Raw genomic sequence first — 16,536 nt, 5'->3', positions numbered from 1 at the left:
AATCAAGGTGCAGTAGGGGGTACGCCGTGGGATGATGCTTAGTAATCGTTATACAGGGTGGAATAACCTTGCTTCCTCTCCAGCACCATTTTAAAACACATATCAACTCATCCTGTAACCTGGTGAGCCGGGAAAGTAACATAGGAATATCAAAGCTTTAAATATCTGCAGCAATAACTTTACCCGTCCAAAGCTTTCCACTTAAAATGCCTATCTTCAATTTTTAATTCTGAATTTTAGTTTTGAACTAAAATCCCTACAGATTCACTTTTTCCATTTTGGGAAATATTTCGGCAATAATTTTTTGCCGGGCTTTTTGGCGTACGTTTTTTAGGGCGTACTCAACATTACCCGGCTGCATGCCTCTTAAGCCGTTAAAGCCATCGGCAAATATTTCCATATTCGATTTATTGTCGGTAATCCTCATGTGGAAGTCGGCAAAAACTACAAATACGGAATAGCCACTACCCTTCCGTTCTCCGCCATTTTTAAAGTCGGCATCTATGGTCACTACAAAGTCGGCGCTATCTTTTTGGTCGGTAAGATTAAAATAGCTCTGACCAAGTTCGGCCCGTATCATATTGGCAAATATGGTGTTGGCAGGCTTTGTGCCAAAAACTACTTCGCTGATGATTAGAAAAGCCGATGATTTTTGTACCTCGATATTAAAAAATGCCACGGGCAAATACTCATCGTGAAAAAAAGCCCTCAACAAAACCTTGTCTTCCTCGGTCTCTTTTTCTAAAAAGCTATCTAAATCGAACTCGGCCTTAATTTGCTGACTTTTTCGTTTAGATATCAAACGGGTAATGTCGCAAGTAGACTGTCCCGACAAATTGGTGGTACCTACAGGAGTAATTTCGCCCTCGCCTTTGGTAAAAATGTAGCGCAGAGGCAAATTGGACAGCGCCTGTTTATTGCCCCATTCATCGTAATAGCTCGCTTTTACGGTTAAGGGCAACTTCATCTCCTTGCTAAATTGTAAGGTATAAATGGGCTGATCGGTTTCGAGCATTATTTTACCGAAAGCATTTTGTACGGCACTAAAAATATCAGATCCTAAATTTAAACTACCTTCTATATCGCGGTAACTTAAGTCGTCGTTGGTATGCCGTTTTATGGCTTTAATGGCCTTGGTATAAAACAGCAACCCCTCGTATATATCTCCTTGTTCCACTGCTTTTTGACCCTCGTAATAGTAGGTTGCACACATCTTTTTTGCGTAATCCAGCTTCTGTTTTTGACGCAGGGCATAACTGTCCTTGTTCAGGCGCACCATCACCCAATACTCTTTTTTGTTTTCCCAGCTCAATACCTCGTAACCCTCGAGGGTAGCTTGTACCGATTGATGCGTGCTGGCCTCAAACTCCTCCCTTACCTGATAGTTATTCTCGAACTGGCGCAGGATTGAGTTGGATGAGATATTTACCTTGATTTCGGAGCTCATTTCTTTAAGGGCATTGTTCCTTGCATCTGTGCGATAGTTGATGTTTCCGTCCCCCTTTTTTATCATGGCTCTGCCAATGTAATATTGTGCATCGGATGGACGTTGCTTTACCCAGGAAGGTTTTCTTTTTGCTTCGGCGGAGGAGACAGACAGCATGGCCGGTAGTAAGATGAAGCAGAATAGGAGCTGTGCTATATTTTTTTTAGGTATAAATTCACTCATAATCAAAGGCTTTTGCTTTTAAATATTTATTCACTGTCGATCAGTTGATAGATTAAGTCCGGTTCAAAACCTCGTGATGCGGCATACCTAATCAGCGAAGCTCTTTTTTTGTACTTATCGTCTTCTTTTAAGTTACGTCGTTTTTTATTCAATAATTGCGCCAAAGCATCTTTATATTCATCCTCACTTATCTGCTGCAATGCCTCATTTACCTGTTGCCCACTTATGCACTTCGCTTTTAGCTGGTATCGTATTTTTATCTTACCCCACCTATTAAACCTAAATTTGTCTCTCACATAATGATTTACATAACGCTGTTCATCGATAAACTTTTCTTTAATTAATTGATCTATCACCTTAGCAGCTACCGGCTCTTCTACCTTCCAGCTGTTAAGTTTTTTTTCGATATCGAAAACACACTTTTCTTGTCGCGCACAAATATCCGAAGCTCTTAGCAAGGCCTGTTCAAAAGTCATTCTATTTATTTAATGTAAACCGTTTTTATATTCATAAACTCATGCGCTCCATAAATGGATAATTCGCGGCCATAACCACTTTCCTTTATGCCACCGAAGGGTAAACGGGGATCCGATTTTACAAAATCGTTTACAAAACAGCAGCCTGCCTCCAGTTCAAATTCGGCCAGGTATCTGCCCTTTTCAATGTCCGAAGTAAATACCGCAGCGCCCAGCCCAAAGCTGGTGTCGTTGGCAATTTTAATGGTATCGGTTTCGTCTTTAGCTTTGATGAGCGCTGCCACTGGGCCGAACATTTCTTGGTGGTAGGCCGGCATTCCGGGCTGCACATTACTCAATACCGTTGCCGGATAATAAAAACCTTTGTCGTCGTAATTCACCAGCCCGCCACAAAGAAGTTGCGCACCCATGTTAAGTGATTCATTCACCTGTGCAATCAAATCTTCGCGGATATCGTTTCGTGCCAAGGGCCCCAGTTGCTTGTTTTCGTCAAAAGGGTTGCCCATGCTGGCCTTCTTCATCTCACGTACAAACTCAGCTTTAAAACGATCGTATATCTTTGGTGTGGCGATAAAACGCTTGGCACCTATACAGCTTTGTCCGGCGTTAAGTAACCTTCCTTTAACGCAGGTCTGCACGGCCAAATCCAAATCGGCGTCGTCCAGTATTATGTATGGATCGCTTCCACCCAGCTCTAAAACACACTTTTTAAGGTGACTTCCGGCAGATTGCGCCACGGAGCGGCCGGCTTTATCGCTTCCGGTAAGGGTAACGGCCGCAATGCTTTTGTGGGCAATCATTTTTTCTACTTTTTGACCCGATACCAGCACCGTACGAAACACATCATTGGGGAAATCTGCCTCGCGGAACAGTTCCTCAATGGCCAGTGCACAAGCCGAAACATTAGAAGCATGTTTAAGTAGCATGGTATTACCGGCAAGCAGGGTGGGTATGGCACAGCGAAATACTTGCCAAAACGGGAAGTTCCAGGGCATGATAGCCAGGATAACACCTAAAGGCCTGAATGAAATATAAGATTCAGATGCATCCGTTTGTATTGGCTTAACTTTCAGAAAATCATCGATATTTTCGCAATAATAATGGCAAAGCCAAGCGCACTTGTCTATTTCGGCACGCGCTTCAGCAATATTTTTGCCCATTTCGTTGGTTATAATGGCGGCCAACTTTTCCTTGTTTACACTCAGTAAGTCGGCCAAATTTTTTACATGGTCGATGCGTCGATGCAGACCCGTTTTGCTCCATGTTTTAAACGAGCGGTTTACTCTGTCAACGATATTACCAAACTGTTCTGCGTTAAATTCAGTGTATTCTCCAATCAGTTCGCCGTTGGCTGGATTTATGGACTTTAGTACCATATCGGACTTTGTTTTTTGTACAATAATACTCCCAATTCAACTTCAGTTGTACCATGTTTTTCTGCAACAGCGGTTTCCGCTATGTACTTAAACCAAGATACGCTATTCCGGATATTTTCCAATTGATACAACTAAAATGATACGATAAAGTTAGTAAAATAAGTTTACAATAATTGGGAACTTTAACTTCAAAACCCAGCCATTCTTGGGCAGCATACTATAGGTGAGAACCTAAGTTTCGGTAATGCTTCCCGGTGCTTTATATTCGCTAGGAGTACAGTTGGGGTTTTAAATGTACGGCTTAAAAACACAAGAGAGGCCGCCACCCTGGGGCTAGCCTCTCTTGTGTTTACTCTTTATCTTTAAACTATGATAAATATAATACTTGCTTTTTAATATACCGCCTCGGCCACTTGCCTCACGCTTTCGGTGGCCATCATGGTATAAAAATGAATAATGGGCACCCCGTTTTTTTTAAGGTCCAGCGCTTGTTGGATGGTCCACTCCACACTTACTTTTTTCACCTCAACATTGTCCTTACACTTACGCAGTTCGCGAGCAAAATCCTCCGGAATGTCACAGCTGAATATTTTAGGCAAAACGTTAAGCTGGTTGGCTGTGGTAATGGGTTTGATACCCGGAATGATGGGCACTTCAATTCCAATGGAACGGCATCGTTTTACAAAGTCGTAATACTTTTGGTTATCGAAAAACATTTGTGTCATTACGTACTCGGCACCGGCATCAACTTTGGCTTTCAGATATAATAAGTCGGAGTCCATGTTGGGTGCTTCTTCATGTTTTTCGGGATAGCCGGCCACACCATAAGCAAATGGAGTTTCAAAGGGCTCGTTGCTGGTACCATCAAGGTAAATGCCTTTGTTTAGATTATTTACCTGCTGAGCCAGTTCAATGGCATATTGATTACACTCTTCGTGTCTGGGCGGATACTTTTCTTTATGTGTATCGTCGCCCCGCAGCACCAAAATATCGTGTATGCCCATAAAATTAAGGTCGATAAGGGCATATTCTGTTTCTGTTTTTGTAAAGCCCCGCGATATTATATGGGGTATCACCTTTATGCCGTATTTATTTTGGATGGCGGCGGCCACGGCTACCGTACCCGGACGCTTACGTATCACCTTCTTCTCCACATATCCCTGCCCGTTAGTTTCAAAGGCATACTCCTCGCGATGCGATGTGATGTTGATAAATTGCGGATTAAATTCTTTTAAAATATCGATTGATCTGAATACCCTGTCGATATTATTACCTTTTAAAGGCGGTAAGAGTTCAAACGAAAACTTGGTTTCTTTATCTTTCAAAACTAATTCTGCAGCGGTCATTGTAAATGTGTGTTTTTGTTGTTGAAATAGTTATTTTAAAGTTGATTGTCGGTTATGCTAAAAACTCTTTGACATCTTATTCCAAAAAATTTCTACTTGCTCTCCTTATTACTTTACATCATGATTTATAAAAAAGGGAAAGGTTAAAAACCACCCCGTATGATATTTCGTACCTCAATATCATCCACCTCCCGAATACGAGTTCGGGACGGGCTCTCCTATTAAAGGAGTGGAGCTGTATGGCGCATAAAATAAGCTTATGCAAAGCCTCTCGCACAGTCGGCTCTTCCCTCTCCCATTTTTTGGGGGAGAGCCTGTTCCGAATTTATTTCGGAAGGGAAGTACCAGACCGTAGGTGCGGGGATGGGGTATTATTTGTCCTTAAGTAATACGGCCATCGGCCATCAGCTAACCACCACTCTACTTATACGCCAAATTGATGGGTATCCATTTCTCTACTTCCTCCACACTCATCCCTTTTCGTTGAGCCAAATCCTGCACTTGATCTTTGCCCACTTTGCCAATACCAAAATACATGGCTTCGGGATGTGCAAAATAAAGTCCGCTGACCGATGCGTTGGGGTACATACTAAAGTGCTCTGTTAAGGTGATCCCTGCATTCTTTTCTACCTCCATCATATCGAACAATAGGCGTTTTTCACTGTGGTCGGGACAGGCCGGATAACCCAATGCCGGACGAATACCACGATATCGCTCACGAATAAAATTGTCGGTATTAAACTCTTCATCGGGCGCATAGCCCCAAAACTCTTTTCGCACCCTAAAATGCACTAATTCAGCAAAAGCTTCGGCGAGTCTGTCGGCCAGGGACTTGAGCAGGATAGCACTAAAATCATCGTGATCGTCCATGTAAGCTTGCTCCCATTTTTCGATGCCTATTCCTGCGGTAACAGCAAAGCCCCCAATGTAATCTTTTACACCTGACGAAACGGGCGCCACAAAATCGGCCAGCGAATGAAAGGCCTTTTTGCCGGGCTTGTCCTGCTGTTCGCGCATTTGATGAAACGTGGTTTTTACCTTGGTGCGTGATTCATCGGTATATACAATCACATCGTCGCCCTGGCTGTTGGCCGGGAACAAGCCGAACACGGCTTTGGGTGTGAGCATTTTATCGCGCTCAATTTTGTTGAGCATGGCTTCAGCATCACGCCACAGTTTAAGTGCTTCTTCGGCTTTGGCGCGCGCTCCCTCTGTTTTATACTTCTTGAGCCATTCGGCCTCTTGCCCGGCCGTTTTTACTTCTTCAATATCATCATAATTACCCGTTAGGTTCCATGCCTGATAAAAGAAAGTCCAGTCGATAAATTTTCTTATTTCACTAATGGCATAATCCTCAAATACTTTTATGCCCAACATATTGGGCGAGCTAATCTGATCCTGACTCCACTTTATTTCATAGCTGTTTTCGCGGGCTTTTTCAATAGGAGCGATGGTTACCTTCCGTTTATTGGCATTGCGATCTCTTAGCGTGGCGTATTCTTCGTGTGTTTTACTTACAAACGCAGCCTTGCCGGTTTTCGATAGCAGGGCACTCACCACCTGTGCACTCTTAGAGGCGTCCTTCACATGAATCACCGGATGGTTGTACTGTGGTTCAATTTTAACCGCGGTATGCACTTTAGACGTGGTGGCTCCACCCACCAAAAGGGGGACAGTAAATTTTTGCTTTTGCATTTCCCGGGCTACATTAGCCATCTCTTCAAGCGAAGGGGTTATCAAACCGCTTAATCCGATAATATCTACCTCTTGGGCAATGGCTTCCTTCAATATTTTTTCGGTGGGCACCATCACTCCCATGTCAATTACCTCGTAATTGTTACAACCCAAAATTACACCCACAATATTTTTGCCTATATCGTGCACATCGCCTTTAACTGTAGCCATTAATATTTTACCATTGCTTGAAGAATCGCCACCCCCGGTGGCTTTTTCCTCTTCGATGATTGGCTGCAATATGGCTACTGCTTTTTTCATTACCCGAGCCGTCTTAACCACTTGAGGTAAAAACATTTTACCATCGCCAAACAGATCGCCCACCACATTCATGCCGTCCATCAAGGGTTGCTCTATAATGTCTAAAGCCGAAGGATATTTGGCCAGTGCCTCTGCGATATCAACATCCAGGAAGTCGCTGATACCTTTTACCAGGCAATGGGTGAGCCTTTCTTCGAGCGTTCCCTCTCGCCATGCCGCCTGCTTGGGATCCGCCTCTGCTTTGTGGTCTCCCTTAATCGTTTCGGCATAATCCACCAGGCGATCCGTAGCGTCCGGTCGGGTGTTGAAAACCACATCGTTTACATAGGTAAATAATTCCCCGGGTATATCATCGTATACCTGCAGCATGGCCGGGTTCACGATGCCCATATCGAGACCTGCTTTTATGGCGTGGTACAAAAATACCGAGTGTATGGCCTCGCGCACCACATCGTTACCACGAAACGAAAACGACAGGTTACTGATTCCTCCGCTGATATGTGCATGCGGTAAGTTGGCTTTTATCCATTTACAGGTTTCGATAAAATCCACTGCATAATTACTGTGTTCCTCAATGCCCGTGGCTATGGCCAACACATTGGGGTCGAATATTATATCCTGCGGGGGAAAATTTATTTTTTGGGTAAGTAAGTTATAGGCGCGTTGGCAAATTTCTTTACGTCGAGCAACGGTATCGGCCTGTCCTTTTTCGTCGAAGGCCATCACCACTACTGCCGCACCATATTTTTTTACAATACGGGCATGTGCCAAAAACTCCTCTTCGCCTTCCTTTAGGCTGATACTGTTTACTATCGACTTTCCTTGCAAGCATTTAAGTCCGGCCTCAATTACCTCAAACTTGGAGGAATCGACCATCACGGGGACGCGCGACACATCAGGATCCGACATCATCATATTCAGGAAGGTTACCATCTCTTCCTTGGCGTCCAGCATGGCATCATCCATGTTCACGTCTATTATCTGAGCTCCGTTCTCCACCTGATGGCGGGCAATTTCAACCGCCTCCTCGTATTTTTTTTCCTTAATGAGTCGTAAAAACTTGCGCGAACCGGCCACATTGCATCGTTCACCTATGTTTATAAAATTGCTGTCCTTACGCATTTGTAACGATTCTAATCCACTCAGGTGGGTAATCTCCGGCGGCTTTACTTTTTGATGGGGTTTGTACTTATCGGCCTCTTTAGCTAATAAGGCAATATGCTCCGGAGTTGTTCCGCAGCATCCACCTAAAATATTTACTTTGCCTTCTTTCAACCAGCCACTTATGAGCTCCGACATTTCTTCGGGCGTTTGGTCGTACTCGCCAAACTGGTTAGGTAACCCGGCGTTGGGATGTGTGCTAATGTAAAATGGAGCTTTTTTTGAGAGTTCGTTTACATAGGGTGCCAGCTCGGCAGCTCCCAACGAACAGTTCAGTCCAATACTCAGGATATCCATGTGCGACACCGAATCGATAAAAGCCTGCAGGGTTTGTCCGGATAAGGTTCTCCCACTGGCATCGGTTATGGTGCCCGAAACCATCACCGGGAGTTTTAACGCCAACTCTTCAAACACCTCGTCGATGGCCATAAGAGCCGCCTTGGCGTTTAGAGTGTCGAATACGGTTTCGATCATCAACAAATCACATCCCCCTTTAATCAGTGCTTCTGCCTGTTGCTTGTAGGCCGCCTTAACTTCGTCGAAAGTAGAGGATCGGTATCCCGGATTATTCACGTCGGGCGAAAGGGACAAAGCTTTGTTTAAGGGGCCGATGGCACCACAGACGAATCTGGGTTTTTCGGGTGTTTTTAAAGTGAATTCGTCGGCTACTTCGCGAGCAATCATTGCCGCCTGGTAATTAATGTCCCAAACGGCATCTTGCATATCGTAATCGGCCTGCGAAATGGTGGTGGCATTAAAGGTATTGGTTTCTATAATGTCGGCACCGGCTGCAAGGTATTTGGCGTGGATTTCTTTTATTATCTGCGGTTGCGTGATGCACAATATATCATTATTGCCTTTAATAGATCTGTGATAATCTTTAAAACGCTCGCCTCGGTAATCCTCCTCCTCAAGTTTATAGGTTTGAATCAGACTGCCCATTGCGCCATCCAATATCAGAATACGTTCCTGAATGGCTTTATATATTTTTTTTGATCTCTCCATATCTGTATTTGCTTTCAGACTTTAACCCCATAGGGGGGTAATTGTTTGCACCAACTTTACAGAAGTAAGCTCCTCTACTTCCATAAGGCCAAATATTTGAGGTGCAAAAGTAGTAAATTATACGTAATAATTTATTGCTGAATACAATGGAAGGCATACTACCGAAAGCACAGCCTATCAATCGATACGTGGTACAGCTGCCCACTTCATGCACAAGTGGCCAATACTTATCCTATTACTTTTGTTGCCTTTTTTTCCAAAAACATCTTTTATGAACATATACAAAACAGCCTTTTTGATTCTTCAATTCGTTTTTCGTTAAGCGGTACGGCATTGACTATGTTTTCACTTTTTTGGAAAGTGCGGTTAGCAATCGCAATAACAGGGTCGGATTTTCAGGCCAGCTTTAATTCGTTCGCGCCAACAATAAGTTTCAAAATTAAAAAGTAAATCGTCAGGTAATCACCATTTATCCTCGGGTTGCCCAAGTCTATTGCCACAAGCCTTTTAAGGCAGGGTTACTATTGAGGTACATGTATGTAGTCAATAATAATTTGAATGAGCCGGCAAAAGTACATTTCGCTTACGTTAGCCACATAACTAATGTTGATTTGTAGTTCCGTTGTGCCCAATGGAGCAGTTGCGCAGCCTTCCGTCACTGCTTTTAGTGTTTGTTATCCTGCATTACACAGCATAAAAAAAGCCATCAATTTGCTTGATGGCTTTTTTTATTTGACAACCTGGATTTTGCAATACGCAAAATCCTCGGTGAATATTTACTCCGCTGCCTGCAGCAACAAATTCAATATTTCGCTGGCCGCTTTTGATACGGATGTACCCGGTCCGAAAATAGCCACCGCACCGGCATCATACAAGTATTGGTAATCCTGCGCGGGTATTACACCACCACAAATAACCATGATATCCTCGCGTCCGAGTTTTTTAAGCTCTTCAATTACCTGAGGAACCAGCGTTTTATGGCCGGCAGCCAAAGATGAAACACCAAACACGTGAACATCATTTTCAACGGCTTGCTTGGCGGCCTCAGCAGGTGTTTGGAACAATGGTCCCATATCCACATCAAAACCTATGTCGGCATATCCCGTTGCAACTACTTTGGCACCGCGGTCGTGACCGTCTTGTCCCATTTTGGCAATCATAATACGGGGCTGACGTCCTTCTTTTTCGGCAAATTGTTTTGCCAATGCACAAGCTTTTTCAAACTCGCTGTCTTTTCCAGCCTCGCTGGAATAAACACCACTAATCGATCGTATCACTGCTTTATATCTACCTGCTACTTTTTCACATGCATCAGAAATCTCACCCAGGGAAGCATTCTTTTGAGCGGCATCAACAGCCAGCTCAAGCAAGTTGCCTTTTCCTGTTTCGGCGGCCTTGGTAATGGCGGCCAGAGCAGCTTGTACTTCCTCCTCGTTACGCTCTTCTTTCAATTGTTTTAGGCGCTCAATTTGCGAAAGACGTACCGCTGTATTGTCAATATCCAAAATATCGATGGGGTCTTCTTTTTCCAGACGATACTTGTTAGTTCCCACAATGGTTTGTGTACCGGCGTCAATTTTGGCCTGTGCACGTGCAGCAGCCTCTTCGATACGCATTTTTGGCACACCACTCTCAATGGCTTTGGCCATACCACCCAGTTCTTCTACCTCTTCTATCAGCGCCCACGCTTTTTCTACCAGGTCATTGGTTAGCGACTCCACGTAGTACGAGCCGGCCCATGGGTCAACTGCTTTAGTAATTTGTGTTTCGTCCTGGATGTATATTTGCGTATTACGGGCGATACGGGCCGAGAAATCGGTTGGCAGGGCAATGGCCTCATCCAAGGCATTGGTGTGCAACGATTGCGTGTGCCCTAGTGCAGAAGCCATGGCTTCGATACAAGTACGTCCCACGTTGTTAAAAGGATCCTGCTCGGTAAGCGACCATCCCGATGTTTGTGAGTGGGTACGTAAGGCCAGCGATTTTGGATTCTTCGGGTTGAACTTTTTTACAATCTTTGCCCATAGCATACGTCCGGCACGCATTTTGGCAATCTCCATAAAATGGTTCATACCGATAGCCCAGAAAAACGATAAGCGCGGTGCAAAGGAGTCGATGTCCATACCTGCATCCACACCGGCACGTAAATACTCCAATCCGTCGGCCAAAGTATAGGCTAACTCAATATCTGCGGTTGCACCAGCTTCTTGCATATGATAACCGGATATAGAGATAGAGTTAAACTTGGGCATTTTTTGACTGGTGTACTCAAAAATATCCGCAATAATCTTCATTGAGAAGTTAGGTGGGTAGATATATGTGTTACGCACCATAAATTCTTTGAGGATATCATTTTGAATAGTACCGGAAAGCTCTTCTAATTTTGCTCCTTGCTCTAATCCGGCTACAATGTAAAATGCCAATACCGGAAGAACGGCGCCATTCATAGTCATGGATACCGACATTTTATTCAAGGGAATACCATCGAAAAGTATGCGCATATCTTTGATGGAGTCGATGGCTACACCGGCTTTACCTACATCGCCCACTACACGCTCGTGATCCGAGTCGTAACCGCGGTGGGTAGCCAGGTCAAAGGCTACGGATAATCCTTTTTGTCCTGCCGCCAGGTTTCTTTTGTAAAAGGCATTAGATTCCTCGGCTGTAGAGAAACCGGCATACTGACGTACTGTCCATGGACGCATGGCGTACATGGCCGAGTACGGACCGCGTAAAAACGGTGGAAGACCGGCAGCATAATTCAGGTGTTCCATCCCTTCCAGATCCTCTTTGCTGTATACACTTTTTACAGGGATACGCTCGGGGGTCACCCAATCTTTTTTTATCCCATGTTTCTTCTCCCATTCTTTAGCGCTAACACCGCCACAGGGAGAACTCTTTTTGAAATCTATATTTTTAAAATTTGGTCTTGCCATTTTATTTGTTTTAAGATGAACACAGAGGCTCAGAGAAGCAGAGAATTACAATTCTCCATTTATTTTTCGTCGGATACCTTGTTTTAAAACAGGTTCATTAAAGTTTAATAATAGTCCTAATTTTTTATTGGCTAATTTCAAATAGCTAACTAACTGAACTTCATGTACAGGAAGTATAACCTCGACACACTTTAATTCAATTACAACCTTATTCTCAACCAATAAATCCATAAAAAAGCACTGTGTCTTGGCGTCTCTGAGTTATTCTATTCCCAATTTACTGCTAAATCCTTGCAATGTTTCGAGTACGTTTGAACGTACATGGATAAAATGCTTGATGCCTTTTGCTTTTAGGTCGTCGGTGCAGGCGGGTGCTCCGGCAACCACAAAAATGGCTTCGCCCTTAATAGCTTCGAATGCTTTGGGCGCCGCATCTACATACTCCTCGTCCGAAGAACACAGCACAACGATATCGGCACCGGCGGCTTTGGCGGCTTTAACACCATCCTCAACCGTGGGGAACCCGTTGTTATCGATAATTTGATATCCTGCACAGCCAAAAAAGTTACCCGAAAACTGCGAACGTGCCAAACGCATATTAAGATTTCCGTAGGTAAGCATAAATACTTTTGGCGTTTTTGCTGCTTTTTCAGTAGCCAAACGTAATGCCTCAAACTGCTCTGCTCCGCGGAATAGCTCAATGGGTTCTACAAGGGTATCGCCATTGCCACATCCGGTTTCGCAGCCTGAAGTTTTGGAAATTTTGTTGCCGGCTTCTTCCGAAGCATTTGGATATTGATTGGTGCCCAGTAAATTTTCACGACGCGTAGCTACCGCTTTTTTACGCTTATCGGCACTTTCTTTTACTTTGGTCTGGATAAAACCATCTTTTAAAGCTGCGAGGTATCCACCTTTTTCTTCCACCTCAACAAACAATGCCCAGGCTTCTCTGGCAATACTGTCGGTAAGGTTTTCGAGATAGTAAGAACCCGCCGAAGGATCAACCACTTTATCAAAGTGCGACTCCTCTTTTAATAATAACTGCTGGTTGCGTGCTATCCTTTCTGAAAACACATCGGACTCCTTAAATACGGTGTCGAAAGGCTGAACGGTAAGTGAGTCCGCACCACCCAACGAAGCGGACATGGCTTCGGTTTGGGTACGCAGCATATTTACGTATGCATCGTACACAGTTTTGTTCCATTGCGATGTTTCACAGTGGATTTTCATTTTAGTAGGTTCCAAACCGGACGGACTATAGGATTTTACGATGGTAGCCCATAGCATACGTGCAGCACGAAGCTTGGCCATCTCCATAAAATAATTTCCGCCAACGCCCAAATTAAATTTAATGGCTCCTGCAACAGCATTTACCGAAACACCTCTCTCAGTAAGCTGTGCCATATACTCATTGCCCATAGACAAGGCAAAAGCCAACTCCTGAACGATGGTAGATCCGGCATTATTAAAATGCTTGCCGTTGACTGCGATGGTTTTGAATTGAGGTAGATTTTTGCCTGCTTCAATTAAATCCTTTGCTTGATTAAACATGCTGTCGACATCATTTCCCGTTTTTCCCGAAGTGGTTAAACAGCCCAGCGGATCAAAATTTACCGAACCGTGCACCTGTGAGAGTTCCCGGTTGGTTTTTTTTACGTAAGCTACCAGCGCTTCAAATAATTTTTGGTTGTCGTGGCTCGTGTTAAAGTTAATCTCAACGGCATCGGCAATAATGTTCTTCAACAAGGTTTCGATATGAGCCTCCATATCTTTGACCTCCTTACACAGGGTAAAGCCCAGGGAGGTAACCCCTTTTGTTAAAACATCTAAGGCTTTAGTGTTGGCCGCCTTGGCGTCGTCTGCGTTAATATCTTGCCTTACCAGCCAGTTGTTGTCTTTTTTTGTTCCACGTACGTACGGGAACTCTCCGGGAAGGCTGTCGAGATAATTAACCCCATCTAAATCCTCCGCTCGATAAAAAGGACGAACGTTAAAGCCTTCGTTGGTTCTCCAAACTAACTTCTTTTCGAAATCAGCGCCTTTTAAATCCGCCGTTATTTTTTCCATCCATTGCTCGGTGCTAACGGGTGGAAAATCGCTTAACAACGGTTTCTTAGTTTTATCTGCCATAATAATAACTGTATAACTGTTTGTTTTTTCAGACCGCAAAATTAAGCCTTTTAGCCGACTTAACTAACTTATTGTCATTCTTTATCACCTGTTTTTGAGCATTATTTTAAAACAGGGCAACAATTAAAGCAATTTTTATCGATCTGTGATACCGGTTTAGCAGGCTGATGGGCAGCTCCTGGCGGGTTTAAAGTGGTTAAATGAGATTAGGTGTTTTTTTCTGTTTAAAAACTGATAAAAAAACTTTATGTTTTATTTAATATCCCACAGTAACTGTCATTCGGTTGTGGAAGATGATGCAATAAGCGCTTGCGTTACTTTGCTTCTGATTCGCCAAGGCCTGATGCGAAGATCGTAGCACCTTCGTAGTACACTTTAGCGACAAGCAGAAAAGAAACCGGCTCTCTCCGGGGAGCTACTGTGCTTCCTTTACAGCCTGCTCCTAACTCGTTTCGGAAGGCAGGGAGGGTTTAACTGACACAATGATACCCATTCCAATAGCAACAAATTAAATCCGGCAATCATTTTATCAGGAGTATTCGCCGGAGTAGGGAAACTTCATGTCTTTTATCATCATTTGCAGGGTGGAACGTCCGTTGTACTGGTTTTCTTCAATGGTGTAACAAATATCAAAAGGATGGCCGGTTTGCAGTTGATCCAAATACTCGCCCATTGAAAATCCGATACCTTGCTTTATGGCACCCGACTCCTCCTCTATCAGCTCCACTTTAAGATGACTCTGATCCTTACCCACTTTTTTACTGGTACCATAGTCAAAAACCCTCCTGGTAACAAATACAGGTGTTAAATTTCCCGGACCAAAGGGGCGGAACTGTTTCAAAATCCTAAAAAATTTGGCATTTATCTTCTTTAAACTAATTTCCTGATCCACTTCTATCTGCGGCACTTGCTGTTCGGGCGTAATGTTTTGTTCTACATATTGCTCAAAACGGGTTTTGAATTCGGGTATATTCTCAATTTTTAACGTAAGACCCGCCGCATACATATGTCCCCCAAAATTTTCCAGTAAGTCGCTGCACGAATCTATGGCTTTATACAAATCAAAACCATCTACCGAGCGGGCCGAACCTGTAGCTAAGCCTTTTGATTCAGTAAGTATTACGGTGGGGCGATAATAGGTTTCGGTAAGTCGGGAAGCTACTATGCCGATAACCCCCTTGTGCCATTCGGGCTCAAATAAAACGGTTGCTTTTCTGTTTTTATGATCTTCGCTATTGGCAATCTTGTCCAATGCTTGTTGGGTAATATCCCGATCGAAACCCTTTCGCGTATCATTGCATTTGTCAATATCTAAACTCATTATGCCCGCATTCTCCTCGTTATCGCTAATAAGTAATTTAACGGCATCATTGCCCGACTCAATACGTCCGGCAGCATTAATACGGGGGCCTAATTTAAAAACGATATCACTGATGGTCATTTGTCGCCCTTGCATTCCGGCCACCTTTATGATGTGCTTTAAGCCCATCCCCGGATTGGTATTCAATTTTTCCAGACCAAAATAAGCCATCACCCTGTTTTCGCCGGTTATGGGCACAATATCAGAGGCTATACTCACCGCTACCAAATCTAAGTAGTTGTACAATGTAGTATGGTCGAGCTTCCTGTGTTGGCAAAAACCCTGCAAAAACTTAAAGCCTACGCCACAACCCGAAAGATTTTTATCGGGATAGTTGCAATCAGCTCTTTTAGGATCCAGACAGGCCGCTGCCTCAGGCAACACCTCACCCGGGGTATGATGATCGCAGATAATAAAATCGATACCCTTTTGGGTGGCATACTTTAATTTTTCGACCGCTTTAATACCGCAGTCCAAGGCAATGACTAAGGTGCATTCTTCTTCGGCAAAAAAATCAATTCCTTTTATGGAAATTCCATATCCTTCTTCGTACCGATTGGGGATATAAAAACTGATATTTTTAAAAAATGGTTTTAAAAACGAATATACCAAGGCTACCGATGTAGTTCCGTCCACATCATAATCGCCATAAATAACCACCTTTTCCTGCCCTCGGATGGCTTTATCCAGTCTGTCCACCGCTTTATCCATATCTTTCATCAAGAATGGATTGTGAAGATGATCAAAAGATGGTCGAAAAAATGCTTTTGCCTCTTCAAACGTTTCAATTCCACGTTGTACAAGTAAACCAGATAAATACCTGTCTATATTCAATACTTTTGACAGGTGCTCTACCTTTTCGCCTATACCGGGATCCTTAATGTTCCATCTTTTTTCCATACGCTGCTCCGTGGTCTTAGATTGTGGATTTAAAACTTCCAAAAAATGGATCGTCAAAAAACTCAATCTATACCATATATTTTTAAAAACCCTTTGTAAACAAAGGATAATACATTTATAATCAATACAATTAGCAAGACTTATCCCGTCTTTTTTAACCACCATGCTCGCAAAAAAGGCAC

The 16,536-nt window shown here is 43.5% G+C and carries 8 protein-coding genes and 1 pseudogene; all 9 read right to left on the bottom strand.

Translation table 11 applies throughout. The features are described 5' to 3' along the window. Positions 1 to 256 precede the first annotated feature (256 nt). On the bottom strand, positions 257 to 1,669 hold the full coding sequence (locus FN809_RS11575) for an LPP20 family lipoprotein (protein WP_142533678.1): 1,413 nt from the start codon (positions 1,667 to 1,669) through the stop codon (positions 257 to 259). 26 nt (positions 1,670 to 1,695) lie between these two features. Further along, a complete protein-coding gene (locus FN809_RS11570; protein WP_142533677.1) occupies positions 1,696 to 2,145 on the bottom strand; it encodes a regulatory protein RecX in 450 nt (149 codons plus the stop codon). A 5-nt stretch (positions 2,146 to 2,150) separates the two neighbouring features. Then, positions 2,151 to 3,521 (bottom strand): NAD-dependent succinate-semialdehyde dehydrogenase, encoded by a 1,371-nt coding sequence (locus FN809_RS11565; protein WP_142533676.1) that lies wholly within the window; start codon positions 3,519 to 3,521, stop codon positions 2,151 to 2,153. A 392-nt stretch (positions 3,522 to 3,913) separates the two neighbouring features. Then, a complete protein-coding gene (locus FN809_RS11560; RefSeq protein ID WP_142533675.1) occupies positions 3,914 to 4,867 on the bottom strand; it encodes a methylenetetrahydrofolate reductase in 954 nt (317 codons plus the stop codon). Positions 4,868 to 5,287: 420 nt separating this feature from the next. After that, complete coding sequence (gene metH, locus FN809_RS11555; protein WP_142533674.1) at positions 5,288 to 9,028, bottom strand: methionine synthase; 3,741 nt, start codon at positions 9,026 to 9,028, stop codon at positions 5,288 to 5,290. A gap of 776 nt (positions 9,029 to 9,804) precedes the next feature. Next, on the bottom strand, positions 9,805 to 11,964 hold the full coding sequence (scpA, locus tag FN809_RS11550) for a methylmalonyl-CoA mutase (protein WP_142533673.1): 2,160 nt from the start codon (positions 11,962 to 11,964) through the stop codon (positions 9,805 to 9,807). A gap of 45 nt (positions 11,965 to 12,009) precedes the next feature. Continuing rightward, positions 12,010 to 12,201, bottom strand: a pseudogene (locus FN809_RS11545) (GxxExxY protein); the annotation flags it as partial. A 24-nt stretch (positions 12,202 to 12,225) separates the two neighbouring features. Beyond that, the gene (gene mutA / locus FN809_RS11540; RefSeq protein WP_142533671.1) at positions 12,226 to 14,094 is read right to left on the bottom strand and encodes a methylmalonyl-CoA mutase small subunit; all 1,869 of its coding nucleotides are present in this window, start codon (positions 14,092 to 14,094) and stop codon (positions 12,226 to 12,228) included. Between the two features lie 529 nt (positions 14,095 to 14,623). Continuing rightward, positions 14,624 to 16,354 (bottom strand): single-stranded-DNA-specific exonuclease RecJ, encoded by a 1,731-nt coding sequence (gene recJ / locus FN809_RS11535; protein ID WP_142533670.1) that lies wholly within the window; start codon positions 16,352 to 16,354, stop codon positions 14,624 to 14,626. Positions 16,355 to 16,536 lie beyond the last annotated feature (182 nt).

It is taken from the genome of Saccharicrinis carchari (assembly GCF_900182605.1).
GTDB classification, from domain to species: domain Bacteria; phylum Bacteroidota; class Bacteroidia; order Bacteroidales; family Marinilabiliaceae; genus Saccharicrinis; species Saccharicrinis carchari.
Note: the sequence above shows the minus strand (reverse complement) of the source record. Positions and strands in the feature narration are given on the sequence as shown.